Source organism: Streptomyces sp. NPDC059850, assembly GCF_042731515.1.
Taxonomy (GTDB): Bacteria; Actinomycetota; Actinomycetes; order Streptomycetales; family Streptomycetaceae; genus Streptomyces.
Genome location: NZ_JBHWJI010000019.1, coordinates 25,169 through 47,667 on the forward strand (window position 1 = coordinate 25,169; position 22,499 = coordinate 47,667).

Annotated in this window: 15 protein-coding genes; 8 read left to right on the forward strand and 7 right to left on the reverse strand. The window is 72.1% G+C overall.

The annotated features are described in order from the left end of the window. Positions 1 to 39 precede the first annotated feature (39 nt). The gene (locus ACFV9T_RS17825; protein ID WP_385441190.1) at positions 40 to 2,190 is read left to right on the forward strand and encodes an MMPL family transporter; all 2,151 of its coding nucleotides are present in this window, start codon (positions 40 to 42) and stop codon (positions 2,188 to 2,190) included. A gap of 109 nt (positions 2,191 to 2,299) precedes the next feature. Here the strand turns inward: ACFV9T_RS17825 and ACFV9T_RS17830 are convergent, their stop codons facing one another. Together ACFV9T_RS17830 and ACFV9T_RS17835 are read right to left on the reverse strand one after the other, a co-directional pair. Continuing rightward, positions 2,300 to 3,751, reverse strand: coding sequence for an ATP-binding protein (locus tag ACFV9T_RS17830; RefSeq protein WP_385441192.1), 1,452 nt, complete (start codon positions 3,749 to 3,751; stop codon positions 2,300 to 2,302). Next, complete coding sequence (locus ACFV9T_RS17835) at positions 3,748 to 4,440, reverse strand: response regulator transcription factor (RefSeq protein ID WP_385441194.1); 693 nt, start codon at positions 4,438 to 4,440, stop codon at positions 3,748 to 3,750. Before ACFV9T_RS17835 ends, ACFV9T_RS17830 begins: the two co-directional genes overlap by 4 nt. A gap of 973 nt (positions 4,441 to 5,413) precedes the next feature. Between ACFV9T_RS17835 and ACFV9T_RS17840 the strand changes: the two genes are divergently transcribed. Next, entirely contained in the window at positions 5,414 to 6,625 is a 1,212-nt protein-coding gene (locus tag ACFV9T_RS17840) for an erythromycin esterase family protein (protein ID WP_385441195.1), read from the forward strand. Between the two features lie 99 nt (positions 6,626 to 6,724). Here the strand turns inward: ACFV9T_RS17840 and ACFV9T_RS17845 are convergent, their stop codons facing one another. The 4 genes from ACFV9T_RS17845 to ACFV9T_RS17860 all read right to left on the reverse strand — a co-directional run bounded on the left by ACFV9T_RS17845 (position 6,725) and on the right by ACFV9T_RS17860 (position 12,617). Continuing rightward, the gene (locus tag ACFV9T_RS17845) at positions 6,725 to 7,741 is read right to left on the reverse strand and encodes a DMT family transporter (RefSeq protein ID WP_385441197.1); all 1,017 of its coding nucleotides are present in this window, start codon (positions 7,739 to 7,741) and stop codon (positions 6,725 to 6,727) included. A 97-nt stretch (positions 7,742 to 7,838) separates the two neighbouring features. Further along, on the reverse strand, positions 7,839 to 9,404 hold the full coding sequence (locus tag ACFV9T_RS17850) for a bifunctional phosphatase PAP2/diacylglycerol kinase family protein (protein WP_385441199.1): 1,566 nt from the start codon (positions 9,402 to 9,404) through the stop codon (positions 7,839 to 7,841). 122 nt (positions 9,405 to 9,526) lie between these two features. Beyond that, positions 9,527 to 11,800, reverse strand: coding sequence for a glycoside hydrolase family 95-like protein (locus tag ACFV9T_RS17855; protein WP_385441407.1), 2,274 nt, complete (start codon positions 11,798 to 11,800; stop codon positions 9,527 to 9,529). 220 nt (positions 11,801 to 12,020) lie between these two features. After that, on the reverse strand, positions 12,021 to 12,617 hold the full coding sequence (locus tag ACFV9T_RS17860) for a TetR/AcrR family transcriptional regulator C-terminal domain-containing protein (RefSeq protein ID WP_385441201.1): 597 nt from the start codon (positions 12,615 to 12,617) through the stop codon (positions 12,021 to 12,023). Between the two features lie 108 nt (positions 12,618 to 12,725). Here ACFV9T_RS17860 and ACFV9T_RS17865 point away from each other — a divergent pair, with 108 nt between their 5' ends. Beyond that, positions 12,726 to 14,198, forward strand: coding sequence for an FAD-dependent monooxygenase (locus ACFV9T_RS17865; protein WP_385441202.1), 1,473 nt, complete (start codon positions 12,726 to 12,728; stop codon positions 14,196 to 14,198). Between the two features lie 6 nt (positions 14,199 to 14,204). On the opposite strand, the gene ACFV9T_RS17870 is transcribed toward ACFV9T_RS17865, so the two are convergent. Further along, entirely contained in the window at positions 14,205 to 15,170 is a 966-nt protein-coding gene (locus tag ACFV9T_RS17870; protein WP_385441205.1) for a DUF3048 domain-containing protein, read from the reverse strand. Between the two features lie 214 nt (positions 15,171 to 15,384). Here ACFV9T_RS17870 and ACFV9T_RS17875 point away from each other — a divergent pair, with 214 nt between their 5' ends. The 5 genes from ACFV9T_RS17875 (at position 15,385) to ACFV9T_RS17895 (ending at position 22,458) form a co-directional block, all read left to right on the forward strand. Further along, on the forward strand, positions 15,385 to 15,555 hold the full coding sequence (locus ACFV9T_RS17875) for a hypothetical protein (RefSeq protein WP_385441207.1): 171 nt from the start codon (positions 15,385 to 15,387) through the stop codon (positions 15,553 to 15,555). A 547-nt stretch (positions 15,556 to 16,102) separates the two neighbouring features. Beyond that, on the forward strand, positions 16,103 to 18,271 hold the full coding sequence (locus ACFV9T_RS17880; protein ID WP_385441209.1) for a hypothetical protein: 2,169 nt from the start codon (positions 16,103 to 16,105) through the stop codon (positions 18,269 to 18,271). A 114-nt stretch (positions 18,272 to 18,385) separates the two neighbouring features. Next, complete coding sequence (gene pelF / locus ACFV9T_RS17885; protein WP_385441211.1) at positions 18,386 to 19,891, forward strand: GT4 family glycosyltransferase PelF; 1,506 nt, start codon at positions 18,386 to 18,388, stop codon at positions 19,889 to 19,891. Then, entirely contained in the window at positions 19,888 to 21,357 is a 1,470-nt protein-coding gene (locus ACFV9T_RS17890) for a hypothetical protein (protein WP_385441213.1), read from the forward strand. The genes pelF and ACFV9T_RS17890 overlap by 4 nt, the downstream gene beginning before the upstream one ends. Before the next feature lie 72 nt (positions 21,358 to 21,429). Next, positions 21,430 to 22,458: an SDR family NAD(P)-dependent oxidoreductase gene (locus tag ACFV9T_RS17895; protein ID WP_385441215.1), complete on the forward strand. Its 1,029-nt coding sequence runs from the start codon at positions 21,430 to 21,432 to the stop codon at positions 22,456 to 22,458. Positions 22,459 to 22,499: the final 41 nt, after the last annotated feature.

Sequence of the window (22,499 nt, forward strand, 5' to 3'; positions counted from 1 at the left end):
TCCAGACAAGCGATGTAACCCGTATGTAGGAGGCTAGTGATGGCAGTCAACGCAGCGCCGTCCGGGGAAGCGCCGGCCGGTCGGTTGGCAGGCCGGTGGGTGCCGTGGTTAGTGATCGGCTTATGGCTGGTGCTGGCGGCGGGCATGGTGCCGCTGAGTGGAAAGTTGAGCTCGGTCACCACCGACAGCGCCGTGGACACCCTGCCGGCCAGTGCCGAGTCCACCAAGGTGGCGGTGCTGGACGACAGTCTCCCCGACGGTGACAACAACACGTTCGTCTTCGTGTACCACCGCGCCGGCGGCATGACCGACGCCGACCGCGCGACGGTCGAGCGCCACTACAACACCCTTGCCAAGCGGTACCCGCCGAAGGGGACGGCGGCGGCCGGCGAGGACGACGAGGGCCCCTTGACGAGACGCTCCGCCGACCGTAAGGCGATGATGTTCACCCTGGAGGTGAGCACGACCTACGGCGCACCGGAGGACATCGTCGGCCCGTTGCGTGACGCCGCGAAGGACCGCCCCGCCGGCCTGGAACTCGACGTGACCGGCCCGGGCGCGATCGACGGCGACATGGATGCCGTCTTCGACGGCATCGACGTGCAGGTCCTCCTCACCACCATCGTCGTCGTCACGCTCCTGCTCATCCTCACCTACCGCAGCCCGGTGTTGTGGATCATCCCGCTGGTGGCCGTTGGCGCGGCCGCACTGACCTCGATGGGGACCGTCTACCTGCTCGTCAAGGGCTTCGGCATCGTGGTCAACGACCAGAACTCGGCGCTGCTGACGATCCTGGTATTCGGCGTCGGCACGGACTACGCGCTGTTGCTCATCGCTCGATATCGGGAGGCGCTGCACCATCATGAGAACGTCCGGGTCGCGATGGTCCACGCGCTCCGGAGCGCGGCGCCGGCCATCGTCGCGTCCGCGGCCACCGTGGTCGCCGGTCTGCTCTGCCTGCTCGTCGCGGACCTGAACAGCACCAGCGGGTTGGGCCCGATCGGTGCGGCCGGCATCCTGTGCGCGCTGGTGGCCATGCTGACGCTGTTCCCGGCGGTGCTCGTGGTGCTCGGCAGGCGGATCTTCTGGCCGGCCATCCCGCGGTTCAGCACGGCCGTGGAGGAGAAGCCGGGGCTGTGGGGACGGCTCGGCACCGCCATCAGCCGCCGCCGGTGGGTGGCGACGCTCGGCTCGCTCGGAGTCCTCGGCGTGCTCGCCCTCGGGCTGGCGGGCAACACCGGCGCCCTGCGGGAGCAGGACCAGTTCCTGTCCGCGCCGGAGTCCGTCACCGGCTTCACCGTTCTCCGCCAGCACTTCCCGGAGCTCGGCGGCCAGCCGATGACGATCTTCACGCGGCCGGCGCACCGGGAGCGGGTGCTCGACATCGTCAAGGACACTCGCGGTGTGGCCCTGGCCATGCCGGAGCAGACCAGCGGTGGCTGGGCCAACATCTCCGTGTTCCCGACGGACGCGCCGGACACCGTCGCAGAGTACGACACGATCAAGCGGGTGCGCACCGCCGTGCACGCGGTGAGCGGGGCGGAGGCGATCGTCGGCGGGCCGAGTGCGGAGAACCTCGACACCGAGGTGACCACCAAGCGCGACGAGAAGCTGGTGATCCCGCTGGTGCTCGCCGTCGTCCTGATCGTCCTCGGGCTGCTGCTGCGCGCGATCCTGGCCCCGCTGGTCCTGATGGCCACCGTGATCGTCTCATTCGCCGCAGCCTTCGGTGGCAGCGTGTTCGTCTTCGACACGATCCTCGGGTTCAAGGGTGTCGACTATTCGGTGCCGCTGCTGGCATTCCTGTTCCTGGTGGCGCTCGGCGTCGACTACAACATCTTCCTGGCCAGTCGGGCCCGGGAGGAGACCGTGCGTCTCGGCACCAGAGAGGGCATGCTCAAAGCCCTCTCGGCCACCGGTGGCGTCATCACCTCGGCAGGCCTGGTTCTGGCGGCCACGTTCGCGGTCCTCGCCACACTTCCGCTGGTGATGCTGATCGAGGTCGGGTTCCTGGTCGCCTTCGGCGTGCTGCTCGACGCCCTGCTGGTGCGGTCGGTCCTGGTGCCCGCCCTCACCTTGCTGATCGGCCGGCGGATGTGGTGGCCGAGCCGGCTGTCCCGTCCAGCGGCGGAGCTGCCGGACGGTCAACAGCCGCTCGCCGACGACGAGGAGCCCGCGCTGCAACGGTGAGCGCGGCGGCACGGACGATATCCGGGACGGGGGCCCAGGCCCGTCCCGGATTTTTTCATGGGCCCGACGGTCGCCGCCCTTTGGTCCTGCGCCGCGCCGCCGGGGCGGGTCAGCGCATCGCGGTGTCATCCCCGGCGGTGAGCCGCGCGATCGGGGCGGGCGGGGCCGCGGCCGGAAGGTCGACCCGAAGCAGTGCTCCACCGCGTGCGGAGCGGGCGACGGTGGCCCGGCCGCCGTGGGCGTCGACGACCCGCTGCACGATCGACAGCCCCAGACCGGATCCCGGCAACGCCCGGGCGCTGTCGGCACGGTAGAACCGGTCGAACACCCGCGGTACGTCGGCGGCGTCGATGCCCGGCCCGGCGTCGTCGACCTCGAGCACCGCCGACGCGCCCTCGGCACGGAGCCGGACCTGGACCGGCTGGTCCGCGGGGGACCACTTGCCGGCGTTGTCGACGAGGTTGAGCACCGCCCGCTCGAGCGCAGCGGGACGCCCGCTCACCCACACAGAGGTCACGTCGAGCGCGACCTCGACATCGGGCACGCGGGAACGCGCCCGGGTCGCGGCGGCCACCACCACGTCGGCGAGGTCGAGCAGCTCGGTGCTCTCGTCGCTGATGTCACCGCGCGCCAGGTCGGTCAGCTCGGCGACAAGGGTGCTCAACTCGGCCACCTGGGCGCCGAGATCGTTGAGCAGCCGGGTCCGGCTCTCCGCCGGCAGTGCGCTGTCCAGGGTGCCGCGCTGATCGAGCCGGATCAGCAGCTCGACGTTGAGGCGCAGGCTGGTGAGCGGGGTCTTGAGCTCGTGGGCGGCGTCCTCGGCGAGCAGCCGCTGGGCCCGCCGGGAGTCCCGGAGCGCGGCGAGCATGTCGTTGATCGACTGGATCAGCCGCCGGATCTCCCCACCGCCCTCATCCGGGATGTCGGCGTCGAGATCCCGGGTGTGCGCGACACGTACCGCGGCGGCGGTCAGCCGGTCGATCGGTGCCAGCCCGGTCCGCGCCACGGCCCGCCCGACAACGGCGCCGCCGACCACGCAGAGCAGCCCGATCAGCAGCATGCCCAACCCGAACCGGTTGATCGGGCTGTCGTCGACGACGCGGGCCACCTGGACCGCGCCGTCGCCCGCCCGCAGCGTGTAGATGAGGTAGCCGTCCTCATCGCTGTCGTTCGACTCCATCAGGTCGGCCGACGCGCCCTGCGCCACGCGCCCGGCGTGCTCGCTGACCGGGGGCAGCGCCGGTTGGCCGGCCGGCGTCCGGATCGAGCCGTCGGGCAGGATGACCCGCACCAGCCGACCGGATCCGGGATACGGCGGTAACTGGACCCGCGCCACACCGGCGCGCTCCGCGTTCGTCGCCAGGACGCGGGAGTCGGCGCGCAGCTGATTCTCGGCGGTGTCCTGCAGCTCCCAGTCCAGCAGCTCACTGGCCACCTGGAAGGCCACGAACACGCTGACCGCGATGGCCGTCGCCGCGATCATCGTCAGCCTGGTCCGCAGGGACCGCCGGCGCCACCATCGGGTCAGCCGGCGCGGTTCCCGGCCGGCGGACCCGCTCACAGAGGAGTCTCCCGCAACGTGTATCCCAGGCCGCGCAGCGTGTAGATCAATCGCGGCTCACCCTCGGCCTCCATCTTGCGGCGCAGGTAGCTCACGTATACCTGGAGGTTGTTGGCGGTAGAGCTCATGCCGAAGCCCCAGATCGCCTCGAACAGCGCGTCGCGGGTCAAGACCCGGGTCGCGTTGCACATGAGGACCTGCAGGAGGGAGAACTCGGTCCGGGTCAGGTGCAGCGGCCGCCCGCCCCGCCACGCCTCGAACCTGTCGGGATCGAGCCGGACGTCGGCGAACGACAGGATCTGCGACTCCTCGTCGGTCGGCGTGCGCCGGCGCAGCAGGGCCCGCACCCGGGCCAGTAACTCCTCGGTGGCGAACGGCTTGGGCAGGTAGTCGTCGGCGCCCGCGTCCAGCCCCGTGACCCGGTCGGAGACCTGGTCACGGGCGGTCAGCATCAGCACCGGCAGATCCCGACCCGCGGCCCGCAACCGCCGGCAGGTCTCCAACCCGCCGAGGCGGGGCATCATCACGTCGAGGAGCAGCAGATCCAGCGTGTCACCGCTGGCCCCACCGACCCCGTCGAGCACGGCGAGACCGTTGGCGACGGTGCTGGTGTCGTAACCCTCGACCTGGAGCACCCGCTCCAGCGACTCACGGATGGCCACGTCATCATCCGCGATCATGATCCGCACGTCGGCCCGCCCCCTTCCAGTCGATGTTTTTGCCGCTCATTGTCCCCGATCAACCTGAGGCCAGGCTTAGAGCGTCGGTGGGGACCGCGCTCTTACGGATACCTAGGAAATGGAACCTACCGTCGGCTCATGAGCAGGGGAGGACCAGATGCCCAGCATCGCCCCCGGCAACCAGACAGCAGATCCTCCGCGGCGGTCACGTGCGCTCGGCGTCCCGCCGTGGCCACGCTGAAGCAGAACGCCGTCGCATACGTGGTGCTCAGCGAGCGGAACGAGCATGGGGCGAACTGCCTTCTCTGGCGGAGGGGTTGGAGTCGGATGGAGGCGAGTGGCACGCGATGCGGCGGTCGGCAGCCGATACCGGATCCGTCCGGACCGTCGGGGAGGCGCTTGCGGCGGCGGCCTCGATGAGCTGTAGGGGGCGGCCAGCACCCGCTGCGCGTCGGCGGCGAAGGTGACGCCGGTTGCGGCCTGGGTCAGCTCGCGATGCTGATCGACCTAGAGCCCGCCTGCCTCTGTCCGTCTAGATCGCCGTCATATCGCTTGTGGGTTGGACAGGTTGGAGGGTGGGGTGGCCGGAAGTGCGGGGCGCAGGAGGGTGCGGGCCCGGTCTGTGTGGCGGTGCCGTGGCGGACCTACGACTACAGCGGCCGCATGACCGAGGACGTCCGGGTGACATGGTGGTGCCAGGGGGCCCGGCGGTAGCGCCTGCTGCACCTGGGGTGGGCAGCGTATGGGTTGGAGACGGCCCCTGTGCGCACGGGAATCTTCAGCCATGACGCGACGCAAGGCAGTAATCATTCCCTCGGTCATCCTCTCCCTCAGTGCCGTGGCGGTTGCCACTCCGGCCATCGGCGATGCCATGGACAAGTCACCAACTCCGGTTTCAGCGTCCGCCGGTCTTTCCAAGACGTCGGCAACCGGGCAACGCGCGGGCGGTGTGGTCGATGCCATCGAGCGCAGTGCCCACACATTGAGGAGCATCGAGCCCGAAGGCAGTCTGCGGGACCTGGGCGCGCTGGGCCGTATGGTCAAGGACGCCGAGGTGGTGGGTCTGGGCGAGGCCACCCACGGATCGAAGGACTTCTTCCGCATGAAGCACCGGGTCTTCCGCTACCTGGTGGAGCAGAAGGGCTTCCGGACCTTCTCCCTTGAGGTGGCCTGGAGTAGCGGTCTACGGCTCAACGACTACATATTGAATGGCAAGGGAAACCTCAAGGACATCGCGAACGAGGAGTTCCAGGGGTCGTACCGGATCTGGAACAACCAGGACTACATCAACCTCATCGAGTGGATGCGGGAGTACAACCGCCAGCACCCGAAGGACAAGGTGCAGTTCATGGGCGACGACATGGGCTACGCCGGGCCGGAGCTGTACGAGAAGGTGACCGACCGGGTGGCGCGCGAGTACCCGCAGCTGCTGGACCGCGTCACCGAGCTGTACCGCGGTCTGGCGCCGACCGCCGACGCCGGCACCTACACCGAGGACTACCTGAAGCTGCCCCTGGCCGAGCGCCAGGAGCGGGCGGAGCGGACCGGGAAGGTGTACGAGCTGCTGCGCAAGCAGCGCACCGGCTCCGGCGCCGACCGGCAGGAGCATCTGTGGACCGTGCAGCACGCCAGGGCCATCCACCAGATGGCCAAGGGCTACTCCCTCGACATCACCGACGAGGCCCAGGTCGCGGAGATGATGAGGCTCCGTGACCAGATAATGGCGGAGAACGTGGCCTGGTGGAACGAGCACACGGGCGACCGGATCCTGCTGTCGGCCCACAACACCCATGTGTCGTACGACTCCTTCGACGAGCGATACCCCAAGACCCAAGGGGCCTTCCTGCGCGACGCGTTGGGCAGGAAGTACGTCAGCATCGGCTTCAGCTTCTTCAAGGGCTCCTTCAAGGCGTTCGGCTCCGACGACAACGTGATGCGCACCTACAGCGTGGATGCCGCGAAGCCCGGCTCCAACGAGGAGACCCTGGACAAGGTCCGCCGGGACGACTACATCCTCGACATGCGCACGGCACCCAACTCCGCGCGCGCCTGGCTGGACACGTCGCGTGTCACCTGGAACATCGGCGCCGGATGGCCCGACCCCGTGACGTACAAGAGCGCCCTTGGGCGGGCACATGACGTCCTCATCCACCTGAACGAGATCGAGGCCACCGAGTACCTGGGCAAGCCCTGACGAGGCCATCGGACGACTTCGAGGCCGCTGTGGCTCATCGTCAACCTACCGTCGGCCGGAACCGCACCCGCTGACGGGCCGCCGTCCGCGCGTGACGCGCTATCCGTGACTCTGGAGCACCGCGTCGCCGCGGTCGGGGGTGGTGCGCCTTCTGGCCGGGTGGCGGGGCCGGGGGATTCGGCGGGTCAGCCGGGGCGGGGTCTCCGGGGCACTGGGGGCCTTGGGGGCGGGCGGGAGGTCGTCGGGACCGCCGGGGCCGTCGTTCTCCGGCGGCCGTACGGAGCCCGCCCCGGTCTCCGTACTGTGCACCGTCAGCATCACCAGCCCCGCGCTCGCCACCAGCGCCGCGAGCACCGCCAGCAGCGTGCCCGGCGTCCCGTGCTGGAAGTGCTCGCCCAGCGCGGTGATGCCGACCGCCGTCGCCACCACGGGGTTGACCACCGTGGCCGTCGCGAGCGGCGAGGCCAGACCTGCCCCGTGGTACGACGCCTGGGACAGCAGCACCCCGCCCCCGGCCAGCACGCCGATCATGACGAGGCTGGGCAGGACGTCGGCCCAGGAGCCCCACATGCCCTCCACGGCCACGTTCTTGACGAACACCGAGGAGACACCGAAGGACGTCCCCGCGGCGGTGGCCAGCACCACCCCGCGCAGCCCGCCCGGCCGCAGCAGGCGGGCGACCAGCGCCAGCGCCGCGATGGCGGAGAGCGTGACCACGGCCAGCGTGATCCGCTCCCCGTCCGCCAGCGCCTGGGACCGGGACGAGCCGGTCAGCGAGAGCAGCCCGGCCAGCCCCACGGTGGCCAGCAGCGCGCCCCGCCACCCGGCCGCGCCGACCGGGCGCCGGACGAACACCGCCGCCATGGGCAGCGCGAAGACAATGGTGAGGGCGCCCAGCGGCTGCACCACGCTCAGCGGCCCATAGGCCAGCGCGATCACATGCAGGAGCGCCCCGGCCCCGTTCAGGGTCACCGCGGCCCACCAGGTCCCGCGCCGCAGCGGGCCTCCGGCGTGCAGCGGCGTCGTCGCCGCGACATGCTCCTGGAGGATGGCCCCGGCAGCGTAGCACACCGATGAGATCAGTGCTAGCAGCACCGACAGTGCGAGCGAGGTCACGTCGAGGCCCCCTGGGCCGATCCGTCTCCGTCCATGCCCTCATCCTTGAGGGTCGGACCCCGCTTCGTCGTCGTCCTTGAGCACAGACTTTCTCCTACTACTTGCGTAGTACGGCACGCCACCACTTCGCCTTCGCGGCGGCTGTGCGGGCCCGCTGCAGCAGTTCGTTCTGCGGCTGGGCGGGCCGGTAGACGGTGAGCGCCCCCGGCCGCTTGTCGATCAGCAGCGCCTCCGCGGGCTCCGCCGCGATCTCGCCGTCGTAGGCGCGGGTGTCCAGGGCGTGCAGTCCGGACAGCCGCAGCTGCCGCATCCGGCGGGTCGTATAGACGCGCGAGCGCCCCAGCGTGCCGGTGAGCGCCGAGAACAGCAGCCGGGTCCGGGCCAGCGGCTGGTCCCCGTCGATTGCCCGGACGTCGAGCAGCCCGTCGTCCAGCTGCTGGCGGTACGTGGGCGCGAACCCCTCGGGCGAGTAGCCGCCGTTGCCGACGAACAGCACCCACAGCCGCCGCGGGTGCCCGTTGACCTCGATCTCCATGGGGGTGGCCGTGCGCAGCACCCGGCCGAGCGCGACGGCGGCCGCCGGCCACTTGCCGAGCCGGCCCTCCAGGCTCTCCCGGATCCGTACCAGCTCGGGGTAGAAGCCGAGGCTGAAGGTGTTGACGAAGTGGCTGCCGCCCTCTCCCGGGGCGCCACCGGCGATCGGGGTGGCCCGGGCGAGGTCCACGGCGATCGCGTCGCCCTCGGTCACGGCGTGCGCGGTGTCCTCGAAGTTCGGTACGCCGATGTCCAGCGCGAAGTGGTCGAGGGTGCCGCCGGGGAAGACCGCGAGCGGCAGCCCGCGCTCGCAGGCCAGCGCGGCCGCCGCGTTGACGCTGCCGTCCCCGCCGCAGATCCCCAGCGCCCCGGCGCGTTCGGTGGCCCGGCGGGAGGCCTGGCCGAGCACCGTCATGAAGTCGTCATCGGGCCCGCACTCCATGATCTCGGCCGCGGGCAGCAGCAGTTCCAGCTGCTCGGCGTCGGTGAACCCGCCCGTGGCCGGGGACGCGCCCGCACTGTGGTTGACGACCACGACCAGCCCCTCGCCCTTGGGCATGGCGGGCGCCGAGACCCGCGGCCGGGCCTGCGCCGGGACCTCCGGGCGCGCGGGCCACCAGCGGCAGGTGAGCGCGGCGGCCCCGGCCCCCAGGGCGATCCCGGCCACCACATCGCTGGGGTAGTGGACGCCCACATAGACCCGGGAGGCGGCCACGGCGGCGGCGAGCGGGGCGACCAGGGTGCCGTACCGGGACGACTCGATGGCGACCCCGGTCGCGAAGGCGGCCGCGGAGGCGGAGTGCCCGGAGGGGAAGGAGCTGGTCCAGGGCTGCCTGCGCAGCCGCCGCACCAGCGGTACGGCGTCCACCATCGGGCGGCGGCGCTCCACGGTCCACTTCACCACCATGTTCGACGCCAGCGAGGCGGCCGCGAGCGAGCCGATGCCCCGCAGCGCCGCCCGCCGCGCGGTGCGCCCGCCCACCGTGGCGAGCACGGCGGCCGTGCCGAACCACAGCTTGCCGTGGTCGGCGCTCCGGCTCAGCCGGGGCAGCAGGGGATGAGCGCCGCGCAGCCGACTGGCGGCGACCCGCGCGAACAGCTGCCGGTCGATGTCACTGATGGGTCCCATGCACCCATGGGTAACCCGGAATGGCCGCGGCACGCCTCACCGGCACGCGATGTGATCCATACCGCCCGGGGCGCACGCCGCCCGGGGACGCACCCCGGACGGCGTGACGTGACGTCAGGACGTCAGGACGCGGGGAGCCCCCAGCGCGGCGCCGCCTCGTTCGGCTCCACCGGCCGGACGGTCAGATCCGGGTGATCGCCGCGCGCCGTGATCACCGCCTCGCGCCGCTTGCCCAGCGCGATACGGATCGTCCCGGCGCCGACGTGTTCGTACGGCAGCCGCCGCCCGCGCTCGTCGTGCACCTCGATGCTGCCGGGCAGGGAGTGCCGTACGACGCAGGGCGCGCCCGCCTCGCTGCGCAGCCGCACCCAGCGGGTCACCCCGTCCTCGCGCGCCGCGCTCAGCAGGAACGCGCCCTGGGTGCGGAAGTCGTGCACCATGAGTTCGCGCCACGCGTCGGGCAGCGCGGGGAACACCCGGATCACCCCGCCCCAGCTCTGGCACACCATGTCGTGCAGCGACTGCGCGGCCGACAGCGGGGTCTCGATGACCGGGCCCGACTCCTTGTACAGGGTGTTCGGCTGGATGAACCGGGTCATCAGCTCGCCCAGATACTTCAGCGCGTCCTCGCCGCGCCCCATCTGCGCGGACATCGAGGCGGCGCCGGTGAAGGTGTAGCCCTGCAGCGCGCCCTCGAAGCCGACCCAGTGCTTCAGGGACTTCTCGATCAGCTCGCGCTGGTCCGGGTCCTCCCAGGTCACCTCGTACAGCGGATAGACGGCGAGCATATGGGAGTAGTGGCGGTGCGACTTGGCGAACGGCACCCCCGCGCCGATCATGAAGCCGTTCTCGTCCACCGGGTACGGGGTGAGCTTCGTGAGCACCTCCCGCCAGCGCCGCGCCGACGGGTCGTCCACGCCGAGGATCTTCGCCGAGTCCAGGAGCGTGGCACAGCCCCAGCGGATCAGCATCAGGTCGTAGTTGCAGTCCGGGGAGTTCACCCCGTACTCGGGCGAGAAGGTGGCGGGCAGATGCAGCTTGCCGTCGCTGCCGGGGGTGAGGAAGTGGAGGTAGTAGGCGACGGCCTTGCGCAGCAGGGGGAAGACCACGTCCCGCAGGATCGAGCGGTCCATGGTGTGGCGGTAGCTGAGCCATACGTTGTGCAGCGCCCAGGTGAGGTTGCCGACCTCGGGGGTGGGCGGGTCCTGGCCGGGTATGCCGACGGCGAAGCCGCCGTTCGTCACCGAGGCGCCGTTGACCAGCCGCATGTCGGTGGTGCGCGGGATGCCCGCCGAGTCCTTGCGGTACGGGGCGTGGAGCTGGTTGGACAGGTTGTCGCGGAACTCGCTGAGCGCGCGGGTGACGGCGTCCAGCTCCAGGTGGTTGGAGCCGTGGATCAGCCAGTACTCCAGCTGCACATTGAGGTTCCACCAGGTGGCGGGCCACGGCGTGGGCTCCAGCCACGGCCCGCAGGTGGCCATCACGGGCGCGTCGGCGCGGGCCGCCGAGGCCACCTTGTAGAGCTGGATCCAGTAGAAGCGCTGGAGGCGGGCGTCGGGGATGGAGAGGAAGCCCTTGCGGTAGTACGCGTTCCACCAGCTGCGGTGGGTGTGCGCCAGCGCGTCGTACGGCAGTGCCGCCGCGGACCGTACGGTCTTCAGCGCCTGGTCGCGGGCGGTGGTGCGGGGGTGGGAGTGGGTGACGGTGACATAGAGGGTGCGGCGGTTCGACCGGGTGCGCTCGCGCCAGGCCGTCACATGCTGCCCGCCCGCGAGCAGCGGCTGTACGGCGGCCCGGATGCCGTGGTGGTCCTCGACGGTGGCCGGGGGATTGCCGGTGTAGCCCTCGGGGGCGGGCTTGGACGCGACGCGCGGGCTGATGGCCTCGGCCGGGTGGAACACCCAGCGGAACCCCGTCTCGCCCCGGGTGGGGGTGACCTCGATGGCCATCACCGAGCGCGAGTTGTGGACCAGGGCGCGCAGCGTCAGCGTGCCCTGGTCGGTGGTGATCGTGCCGGTCAGCTCCGCGTCGCGCAGCCGCAGCCGCCAGTCGACGGCCTTGATGGTGCCGACCGGCTCCAGGGTGAAGTGGCCGATCGGAAGGCGGGCGAGCCCGAAGAGGGAGCCGAACTCGGGGCGGTGGTCCTGTACCTCGGTGTGCTGGACGTTGAAGCGGACGGCCCCGGGGGTGTCCGGGTCGGCGTAGATGCCGGAGCCCAGGCGGGCGTTGCCGAGGTACGGGCCCTCGTACCAGGTCTGCGGCAGCTTCTGCCAGACCATGTCGGCGTCGTCGAGGACGGTGGTCCAGGGGTCGGGGGAGGAGGTCCGGCGGACGGTGTCCGGGGCCGCGGCGGCGACCGTGGCCGGAGCGGCGAGCCCGATGGTTCCGGCGGCCATGGCGCCACCGACGACGGTCCTTCTGGTGGGTGCGGTCACGTACGTGCCTCCAGTTCCTCGGGCTGAACCCTTCGGAATGATGCAGCGCTTCCGGAGGAACGGGAACCCCTCGCGCACCATAAACATCGGAGGGGCGTCCAGGGATCATGCACCGAAACGCCCCGGCAGTCCTGCCGGGGCGGTGAGACCTCGGATCTTCTCGCGTCCTGGGGAGGTGTCGCTACGCCCCGGCCTCCCGACCGCTCACCAGGAGGCCGACGCCATGGCGGAAGCGGTCCTCGAAATCGCCGAAGTGTCCGACGACGGCGGCGAGCCGGGGGTACCGGTCGGCGGTGGCCGCCCGCAGCAGCGGATCCAGGTCGCGCGCCGCCCCGGCGGCCTGTTCCTCCTGGGTGAGACCGATTGTGAAGTAGACCAGCGACCAGGTCCGCCACCCGGCCTCGGCTGGCGTGTGGCCGCCGTCGAGGAACGCGCCGATCAGGGTGTCCGCGAAGCGCAGCGTGTGCTCCTCGGCGACATACGTCCCGGCCATGACTCTGGCCCCGTCGCGCCGGGCGAGCAGGGCCGCGCGATAGCGGTGGGCCAGGGTGTGCGCCCGTTCGTCCCAGGGCTCGGGGAGCGGGCCGTCGGCGCATCCGGCGAGCATCGCGTCGGCCATCAGCTCCAGCAGCCGGGGCTTGCTGGAGGCGTGCCAGTACACGGTGTTGAGCTGGACGCCCAGCCGCTCGGCCACCTTGCGCATCGTGAGCTTGTCGAGCCCCGCGTCGTCGAGCAGTTCCAGCGCCGCCGTCACCACGGCCGTGCGGTCCAGGGCCATGCCCGCCGTCTCCCTTCGTTTGTGTCCTTCGCTTGCGTCTTGATCCTGGATCAAGTCTACTGAGGCCATCGCATTGATCCAGGATCAAGAGAACCGTGGAGGGGTACCGTGCGAGACGATGTCGTCGTGGTGGGGGCCGGGCCGGTCGGGCTGCTGCTCGCCGCCGAACTGCGGCTGGCGGGCGTGTCCGTCACTGTCATCGAGCGCGCCGCCGAGCGCAGCCCGCACTCCAAGGCGCTGACGCTCCATCCGCGCACCCTGGAGGTGCTGGCGATGCGCGGGCTCGCCGACCGGTTCGTGCGCGAAGGCACGCCGCTGCCCAGCGGCCACTACGCCGGGCTCCCGGCCCGGCTGGACTTCTCCGTACTGGACACCCGCTTCCCGTATACCCTGGTGCTGCCCCAACTCCGCACCGAACAGCTGCTGGAGGAGCGGCTGTTCGCGCTCGGCGGCGAGATCCGCTGGGAGCACCGGGCGCTGGCGGTACGGCAGGACGAGGGCGGCGCCGAGGTGGACGTGGCGGGCCCGGACGGCCCGTACACCCTGCGCGCGGGCTGGGTGGTGGGCTGCGACGGGGCCGGATCGACCGTACGGGCCGCGAGCGGCGTCGAGTTCCCGGGCACGTCGACCACCACGACCGGATTCCTCGGCGATGTGGTGCTGGACGAGCCGCCGCGGGTCCCGTCGCTGACCAGCGAGCACGGCGGCATCCTGATCGTCCCGCTGGGCGACGGCCATCACCGCATCGCGGGCTCCACCCGGGAGTCCGCCACCCGGCCCGCCTCCGAGCCGTTCACCCTGGACGAGCTGCGCGCGGCGGTGCGCGCCATCGCGGGTACGGACTTCGGGATGCGGGCGCCCCGTTGGCTCTCCCGGTTCGGCAACGCGGCGCGGCAGGCGGCCCGTTACCGCGAGGGCCGGATCCTGCTCGCGGGGGACGCGGCGCACATCCATATGCCGATGGGCGGTCAGGGGCTCAACGTCGGGCTCCAGGACGCCTTCAACCTCGGCTGGAAGCTGGCCGCGCACTGCCGGGGCCGGGCCCCGGCCGACCTGCTGGACAGCTATCACGCCGAGCGGCATCCGGTCGGCGCCGCGCTCCTGGAGAACACCCAGGCGCAGACCGCGATGGGCGCCGTCCACACCCCCGACACCCGCGCCCTGCGCGCCGTGTTCAGCGACATCCTCGCCACGCATCCGACCGTGAACCGGCAGCTCGCCGGGCAGCTCTCCGCGCTGGACGTGGCCTACCCGGCCCCGGCCGGAGCCGCCCCGCTGGTGGGCCGCCGCGCGCCCGACGTGGAGCTGGAGGGGGCGGACGCGCCGAGCCTGTACCCGCTGCTGGCCGATGGGCGGTTCGTCCTGCTGGACCTCGGCGGCTCAGAAGATGGCGGCGGTGCGTATGCCGACGCCATGGCCCTCGCCGAGCGGGTCGCCGGGGGAGCGGACCGGGTCCGGGTGGTCACCGCCCGCCCGGCCACCGCGCATCAGGGGTGGGAGGGCCCGCTGACCGTTCTGGTGCGGCCCGATGGCCATATCGCCTGGGTCTCGACCGAGGCCCCCGCCCTGTCCACCCAGTGAGACGGATCACCGGGCCGCGAACACCACCCACACCGGGCCCGGCGCGAACTTCATCCGGTCACCGTCCGTGGTCGTGAAGGTGGTGCCGCCTCCCGCCCCCGGCCGTGACCAGCGCGTTTCGTACGCCTTCCCGTCGCGCAGCACCACGGCGCGGCCCGATCCGACCGTCTCGGTGAAGGGCGTGACGCTGCCGAGCACATCGTGGAAACGCGACGGGCGGACCCTCGTGTACTGCACCACGACCGTGGCGGCGCCCAGCCGTCCGCCGTCGGTGGTGCGGGCCGGGGTGCCGTCCATCGCCACCAGCCACCGCTTGTCCGTGGCGGACCAGGTGAAGACGAAACCCGCGGACGGATAGCGCACCGTCTGCCGCGCCGTGGGCTTTCCGCCCGGCGGCGCGGCGCCGAAGCGGAAGCCGATGTCCGGGGCGTCCGAGGCGTCCGGGGCGGCGCGCAGCGCGGCCTCGGGGCGCACATAGAGGTTGTGCGGCGCGGGGTGGCGCGTGCCACGGAAGTAGGCGCGGGGCGCCTCGGCGGGCGGCAGCGGATACAGCGGCGCGGCGTCCACGGTGGACCGCAGCCGGGACTGGACGCCCGAGTACGCGAGTGCCGGGCGGCCGAACTGGCGCAGCAGGTCGAGGTCGCTCTCGCGGGCGCTGCGCACCGGGCCCACGGTGGCGGGCAGTCGGCTGGAGAAGACCGCGAGCATACGGCTCAGCCCGCCCTCCACCTGCTCCACGTAGACGATGTCGGCCGCGCCGAGCCCGGTGTGGGGGCGCGCCTGGGCCGCGTTGTCGATCTTCACAGCGAGGACGGGCGCGGGCCGCGCGAACTGCCCGGTGAAGGGCGACCGGCCGCGCTCCGCGATCTGGCCCTTCCGGCCGCCGTCGCAGCCGCTCAGCGCGGCGAGCACGAGGAGCGCCGCGAGCAGCAGGGTCGCGGGCCGGGCGGCGGAGCCCCGCGCGTCCCTCACCCGTTCGGCGGATATCCGACGGACATCGGCCCCACCCCCTCCCGTCCCAGCTCACCATGGATGGGGGCCTGTGGCCACTTGGCGCGGAGCATTCGGCCGGGGTGTTCGTTTTTTGTGCGTCCTCGTCCAGTCCTTGGGAATCGACGCGCGGAGCCTTCAAGTGCTCGTTAACCTGACGACAGATCCGGTTCAGCCGACCACGAAGGAGTGTGCGGTGACCCCCGAGCAGACGATGAGCGACGAGTCACACGCGGATAGCGGCGGGCGGCGGGCGGAGCCGCCGGAGGTGGGCAGTCTGGAGGTGTGGGCGCGCTCCGCTCCGATCCGTCTCGCCGGTTACGAGGACGACTTGGCCGAGCCGCATATCCTCCAGAGCGTGGACTAGCGGCTCCGCCGATTCGCTTCAATGCCGAACAATTCGGACGGCCGTCATTCAGCCGATTTCGGCGCGCCCGATGAGCGGTGATACCCCCGCTGTGCAGCAGGAACGCATATGCGAAGGCTTTGGCCAAGGCTGAAAATCCGACCAGTCGCCGCAAGGGGTGTCCGATCCTCACACCTCCTCCACATGTGTGAAGAACGGGTCGAGGGGGTGCGTTCGGAGGCGACGAAAACCGGCCACCGCGGGCCCGTCGAAGGCGTGTTGTGCGGCGTTCGGGGAGTCGATCTACGTCGGGATAGCGCAAGATATGTGCTGCGCGGCCTCGGCTTCGGCCGCGCAAGCCGCTCCGGACGACGCTGTCCGTGAGCGGCGACAGGGGGAGAGGGACATCAGCCGCCGGGGAGGGGAGCCCCGGCCGCGTGAAGCCGCGTTTCTGAGGATCATTCATCGCTCATTTCGCCTCGGCACGCCGCCATCCGGTGTGCCGACGCGCGTCATTCACCGGTCGGCGCCGCGCGCCCTGCGCGGCTGCCCCTGGGGGGAGTTCACCATGGGTCGGATGACCCGGCCCGCCGCGGCATGCGCCGCTGCGGTCCTGCTGACGGCATTCGCTCCGGCGCTCACCGCGAGCGCCGCCGTGACGCCGAGAATCGACCTGCGGGTCCTGGTCCTGGACGACCACGGCCCCGCGACGGCCGCCATCACCGCCGAACTCGACGGCTCCGGCACCCCGTACACCACGGTCGACCTCACGGCCTCCGGGCGCTCGCGCATCGACGCCGCGTTCCTCAGCGACACCGTCGACGGACGGCCGCGCGCCAAGTACCAGGCGGTCGTGGTCCCGAACGACAACCCGTTCGGGGACGGTTCGGCCGAGATGGCCGCGCTCACCGCGTACGAGAAGAAGTTCGGCATCCGCCAGGTGGACGCGTACACCTACGCCCGCCCCGCCGTCGGGCTCAACTACCCGCAGAACCCCGGGTACGCCGGATCGCTGGACGGCCGGACCGCGAAGGTGACCGCGTCCGGCGCCTCGGGGCCGTTCGGCTACCTCGACGGCACCGTCCCGTTCGAGGACAACGACCCCAATGTGACCGAGAGTTACGGCTATCTGGCCACCCCGCTGGCACAACAGGCCGACGGCGCCACCTACACCAGCTACCTCGACGCGCCCATACCCGGCAGCTCCGCGCGCGGCTCGCTGGTCGGCGAGTACGCCCGTGACGGGCGCCGCGAGCTGGTCGTCACCTTCGTCTACAACCAGTACCAGAGCCAGTTCCGGCTGCTGGCCCGTGGCATCGTGGAGTGGCTGACCCAGGGCATCCACCTGGGCGCCAACCGCAACTACCTCGCCGTCCACGTGGACGACGTGTTCGCCGCCGACGACCGCTGGGACACCGAACTCAACTGCACCCCCGGCGACATCGACTGCGGCACCGCGGGCGACGGCGTCGAGAACGACCCGATCCGCATGACCGCGGCCGACGCGAGCTACGCCAAGGAGTGGTCCACCACCCACGGCTTCACCCTGGACCTCGCCTTCAACGGCGGCGGCAGCGAGGCCTACAAGGACGAGAACGGCGGCAGCGACCCGCTCGCCCAGCAACTCGTCGCCGACCAGGGCTCGTTCCGCTGGCTCAACCACACCTACAACCACCCCTTCCTGGGCTGTGTGCAGGACACCACCGTCGTCCCCTGGAAGTGCGCCACCACCCTCCTCGGCACCACCCGCTACGTCGGCCTGACCGACATCTCCGGGCAGATCAGCGACAACCTCACCTGGGCCGGGCGGCAGAACCTCGCCGTCGACAAGACCGAACTGGTCACCGGCGAGCACTCGGGCCTCAAAACCCTGCCGCAGCAGCCGAACGACAACCCCAACCTGTCGCCCGCCCTCACCCTCACCGGTGTCACCTCGCTCGCCAGCGACGCCTCCCGGGAGGGGGAGCAGCGCACTCTCGGCCCCGCCACCACCGTGCCGCGCCACCCGATGAACATCTTCTACAACGCCGGGCGCGCCGTCGAGCAGGCGGACGAGTACAACTGGATCTACGCGAAGAAGGCCGACGGCGGCAGCGGAGTGTGCGAGACCTCCTCGGCCACCACCTGCCTGGACGCTCCGCTGGACACCGCCACCGGCTACGCCTCGTACATCGTGCCGCTGGAGTCCAAGATCGCGCTCGGCCATGTGCTGGCCAACGACCCGCGCCCGCACTACGTCCACCAGTCCAACCTGGCCGAGGAGCGGATCGTCTACCCGGTGCTGGAGAAGACCCTCGGCGCCTACGACGGCCTCTTCGCCGACAACACCCCGCTGGTCAACCTGCGGATGAAGGACACCGGCGAGGAGCTTCGCAAGCGCGCCGCCTGGGACGACGCCCTGGCCGCCGGGCGCGTCACCGCGTACCGCGTCGGCGACACCATCACCGTCACCGCGCCCAGCGGCACCCAGGCCCCGGCCACCCTGCCCGCCGGTACTCAAGCGACCCAGACCGGCAGCGCCACCGCGTTCGGCTCCGCCTACGCCGGACTGCGCTCGGGCTGGGCCACGCCCGCCCTCGGCCGGATCACCTTCACCCTGCCCGGCGACGCGGTCCCGGCCGACCCCTCCGGCGCGGTGCCGGCACTGCGCGTGGCGACCCCCGCCGACGGGCTGCCCGTCCCGGCCGGGGTGCGCGACCCGGTGCCGCACGGGCCCGGCGACACCAGCCGCGACTGACGGCCCGCGCCGACCCGCCCGTCACGCTGACGGCCCGCGCCGCCCGCCCGTAACACCGTCCCTCACCGTTGCCCCGCCGTGCCCACGGCGCCGTCCTGGAGAGACCGAACCGACATGCGAGGACCGCTAGCCGAGCCCACGGAGGGCACCGTCCCGGTGACCCTGCTCACCGAGGGCACCTACCCGCACGGCCACGGCGGGGTCAGCGTGTGGTGCGACCAGCTCGTGCGGGGCATGCCGGACACCGACTTCCGGGTCATCGCGGTGACCGGCACCGGGCAGGAACCGCTCGCCTGGGAGCTGCCCGCCCAGGTGCGCGGCGTGGACTGCGTGCCGCTGTGGGGACCGCCCCCGGCGGTCCGGGCGCGCGCCCCGCGCGGGCGGGAGATGCGGACGTTCCTGGCCGGGTACGAGCGCTTTCTGCTCGCCCTGCTCGACCCGGCCCAGGAACACGTCTTCGCCCCCGAGCTGTACCGGCTCGCGGAGTACGCCCAGCGCGGCACCCTCTCCGCGGCGCTGGCCTCGGAGTCCGCGGCCCGCGCCCTGGCCCGAATATGGACCCGGCCGCAGCTGCCCACCGCCGCCGCCCGCCCCACCCTCCACGACGCGCTGACCGCGACCGACCTGCTGGAACACGCCCTGCGCCCGCTCGCCGCCCGGCCCCCGGCCGAGGGTGTAGCGCACGCGGTGAGCGGCGGACTCGCCGCGCTGCCGGGCCTGGTGGCGCGCGAGCGGTACGGCACCCCGTTCCTGCTCACCGAGCACGGCGTCTATCTGCGCGAGCGCTACCTCGGCTTCCGCGCCGAACCGTACAACTGGCCCGTCAAGGCGCTGCTGCTCGGCTTCTTCCGGCTGCTGGCCATCGAGAGCTACCGGCGCGCCGCGCTCGTCACCCCCGGCAACCGCTACAACCGGCGCTGGGAGGAGCACGGCGGCACCCCGCCGGAGCGCATCCGCACCGTCTACAACGGCGTGGACCCGGCCGCCTTCCCGCCCGCCGGACCCGAACCCGGCGTCCCCACGCTGAGCTGGGCGGGCCGCGTCGACCCGATCAAGGACCTGGAGACGCTGATCCGCGCCTTCGCCCTCGTACGCAAGGAGCTGCCCGACGCGCGGCTGCGCCTCTTCGGCGGCACACCGCGCGGCGCGGAGGGCTACCGCGACGGATGCCAGTCGCTCGCCCTGGAGCTGGGCGTGTCCGACGCCGTCGCCTTCGAGGGACGGGTGGAGGACATCCGCGACGCCTACGCGGCGGGCAACGTGGTGATGCTCTCCAGCATCAGCGAGGGCTTCCCGTTCACCCTCATCGAGGCCATGTCCTGCGGCCGCGCCACCGTCTCGACCGATGTGGGCGGCGTGCGCGAGGCGGTCGGCGACAGCGGCCTCGTCGTCCCGCCGCGCGACCCGGAGCGCATGGCGCGGGCGGCGCTCACCCTGCTCGGCGACCCGGCGCGGCGCGCCGGGATGGGGGAGGCGGCCCGGCTGCGGGTGATCGAGCAGTTCACCCTGCGCCAGACCATCAGCGCCTTCCGCGAGATCTACCACGAGCTGGACGCCACCTCCCGGGCCACCACGGCTCCGGCGATGGCGTGGCCGCTGGTCGCGGGGGGTACGGCATGAGCGGCCCGCTGCGGCTCGTACCGCCCCGCCCGGCTCCGTCCGCGCCGCCACCTCCCGCACCTCGCGCCGGTGGCCCCCGGCGGCCGCGCTGGGCCCACGACCCGGTCGACGAACTCATCGACGACATGGGTGAGTTGGTCGCCGAAGCCGTCCACCCCGACGAGATCGCGGCCGTCCTGGAGGCCGACGGGCTGACGGGGGATCAGGTACGCGAGCGCTTCGGGCGCCGGGACACCTTCGAGCTGGCGGCCGAGCTGTACGCACGCGTGCCGCGCCGCCACCCCGAACCGCTGCCGCGCACCGACCCCTGGGCCGCGCACCCCGGGCGGTTCCTGTTCCGGGGGCTGGTGTTCGCCCTGCCCGGGCTCGGCTACGCCCTGGGCGCGCCGTTCCTCAGCGGCCCGCCCGACGTCCTCGGGCTGCCCGCCGGAAGTGGTGCGCTCACCGCCTCCGCGCTGGTCGGCTGGGCCTGGAACCAGGCGCTCGCCCACCGCGCGTACACCCGGCTGGCGTCGGGTGGCCACGCGGCGGCCGGGCGGTGTCTGCGGCTCGGCGCGCCACTGGGCGCGGTGCTCGCCTTCGTGGCCGCGCTGCTGCTTCCCGCCCCCGGCGCGGCGCTCGCCTTCGCGGCCGGACAGTCGGCCTATCTGGCGGCGGCCACGGCACTGCTCGTCCTCGGCAAGGAGCGGCTGCTGCCGCTGGCGCTGGCGCCGACAGCGGTGGGCGCTGGCCTCTCGCTCGTGCTCGAACTGCCCTCCTGGGCACGGGTGGTGGCGCTGCTCGCCACCATCGGCGCCGTGCTCGCGGCCGCCACCCGCGCCACCGTACGGGCCATGGGACCAGGCCCCGTGAACGCCCCGGCCCCACCGCTCGCCGCCTCCCTGCCGTACGGGCTGTTCGGGCTCGGGTGCGCCGTGCTCACCACCGTGGCCGCGCTCGGCGACATGGTGCGGTACGGGGCCGGGGCGGCACTCGCCGGGGCCGTGGTGATCGCGCTGACCCTCAGCATGGGCGCCGCCGAATGGCTGCTGTACCGCTGCCGGGGGCTCGCGCTCGCCGCGCTCGCCGACAGCACCGGGCCGAACGGGCTGCGGCTGCGCGCCGCCCGGGTGCTCGGGCTCTGCCTGGCCGGGTACCTCGCCGCCCTGACCGCGCTCGTGTTCACCACCCACGCGCTGTGGCCCGCCGCGTCCCCGGACACCGCGCCACCACCGCTGGGGGCCGCCCGGCTGCTCGCCGTCCTGGCGCTCGGGGCGGTGCTGTGGAGCGGGCTGCTGCTCCAGGCGTTCGGCAGCGCCTGGCCCCCCGCCGCGGTGTGCCTGGCCGCGGCCGGGGCCGAAACCGCCGCGCTCGCGCTGGAGATCTCCGCCCCGGCGGTCGTCCAGCTCGCGGTCTGCGGCGCGGCGTCGGCCGTCCTGCTGGCCTTCGCCACCGCACTCCTCGGCCGGATCACCACCCACCGCTGAGCCACCTTTCACCCTTCTTTCCGCACACGCACGCACCACCACAACACCCCGCAACAGAAGTGGAGTTCTGGCATGTCCGAAAACACGTCCGCAAGCGCCCCGAGCACGGCCACCCCCGTCGCCGTCACCGGCGCGGAGGGGTTCATCGGCTCGCACCTGGTCGAGGCGCTGGTCGCCACCGGCCACCGGGTGCGCGCGATGGTGCAGTACAACTCCTTCTCCGACTTCGGCTGGCTGGAGACCCTTCCCAAGGACGTGCTGTCCGAGGTCGACGTCGTCCTCGGCGACGTCCGCGACCCCGGATCCGTCACCGGCCTGGTCAAGGGCGCCGAGGCGGTCTACCACCTCGCCGCGCTGATCGCGATCCCGTACTCCTACCGCGCCCCGCACTCGTACGTCGACACCAATGTCACCGGCACCCTCAACGTGCTGGAGGCGGTGCGCCACCAGGAGATCCCGCGCCTCGTCCACACCTCCACCAGCGAGACGTACGGCACCGCGCAGACCGTCCCGATCACCGAGGACCACCCCATCAACACCCAGTCCCCGTACGCCGCTTCGAAGGCGGGCGGCGACCGGCTGGCCGACAGCTACCACGCGAGCTTCGCCACCCCCGTGGTCACCCTGCGGCCGTTCAACACCTTCGGCCCGCGCCAGTCCATGCGCGCCGTCATCCCGACCGTGATCGGCCAGGTGGCCGCCGGGCAGCGCACCGTCACCCTCGGGGATCTGCGCCCCACCCGCGACTTCACCTTCGTCAAGGACACCGCGGCCGCGTTCCTCGCCGTCGGTACCGCGCCCGCCGCGGACGTGGTCGGCCGCACCTTCAACGCCGGTACCGGCGGGGAGATCTCGGTCGGCGACCTGGTCTCCCTGGTCGGCAAGCTCATGGACACCGACCTCGACGTCCGCGAGGACGCCCAGCGCGTACGCCCCGCCGACTCCGAGGTGATGCGGCTGGTCTGCGACGCCTCCCGGCTGCGCGCCGCGACCGGCTGGGCCCCGGCCCACAGCCTCGAAGAGGGCCTGGAGCACACCATCGCCTTCTTCCGCGACCCGGCGAACCTCGCCCGCTACAAGACCGACATCTACAACGTCTGACCCCCCCTTTCACCCTTCACGCTGATTGACCGGAGAGGACT

Coding starts and splice junctions, on each gene's coding strand:
- ACFV9T_RS17825 (WP_385441190.1), top strand. CDS start 40: ATGGCAGTCAACGCAGCGCCGTCCGGGGAAGCGCCGGCCGGTCGGTTG.
- ACFV9T_RS17850 (WP_385441199.1), bottom strand. CDS start 9,404: ATGGGACCCATCAGTGACATCGACCGGCAGCTGTTCGCGCGGGTCGCC.
- ACFV9T_RS17855 (WP_385441407.1), bottom strand. CDS start 11,800: ATGGCCGCCGGAACCATCGGGCTCGCCGCTCCGGCCACGGTCGCCGCC.
- ACFV9T_RS17860 (WP_385441201.1), bottom strand. CDS start 12,617: ATGGCCCTGGACCGCACGGCCGTGGTGACGGCGGCGCTGGAACTGCTC.
- ACFV9T_RS17880 (WP_385441209.1), top strand. CDS start 16,103: ATGGGTCGGATGACCCGGCCCGCCGCGGCATGCGCCGCTGCGGTCCTG.
- pelF (WP_385441211.1), top strand. CDS start 18,386: ATGCGAGGACCGCTAGCCGAGCCCACGGAGGGCACCGTCCCGGTGACC.
- ACFV9T_RS17890 (WP_385441213.1), top strand. CDS start 19,888: ATGAGCGGCCCGCTGCGGCTCGTACCGCCCCGCCCGGCTCCGTCCGCG.
- ACFV9T_RS17895 (WP_385441215.1), top strand. CDS start 21,430: ATGTCCGAAAACACGTCCGCAAGCGCCCCGAGCACGGCCACCCCCGTC.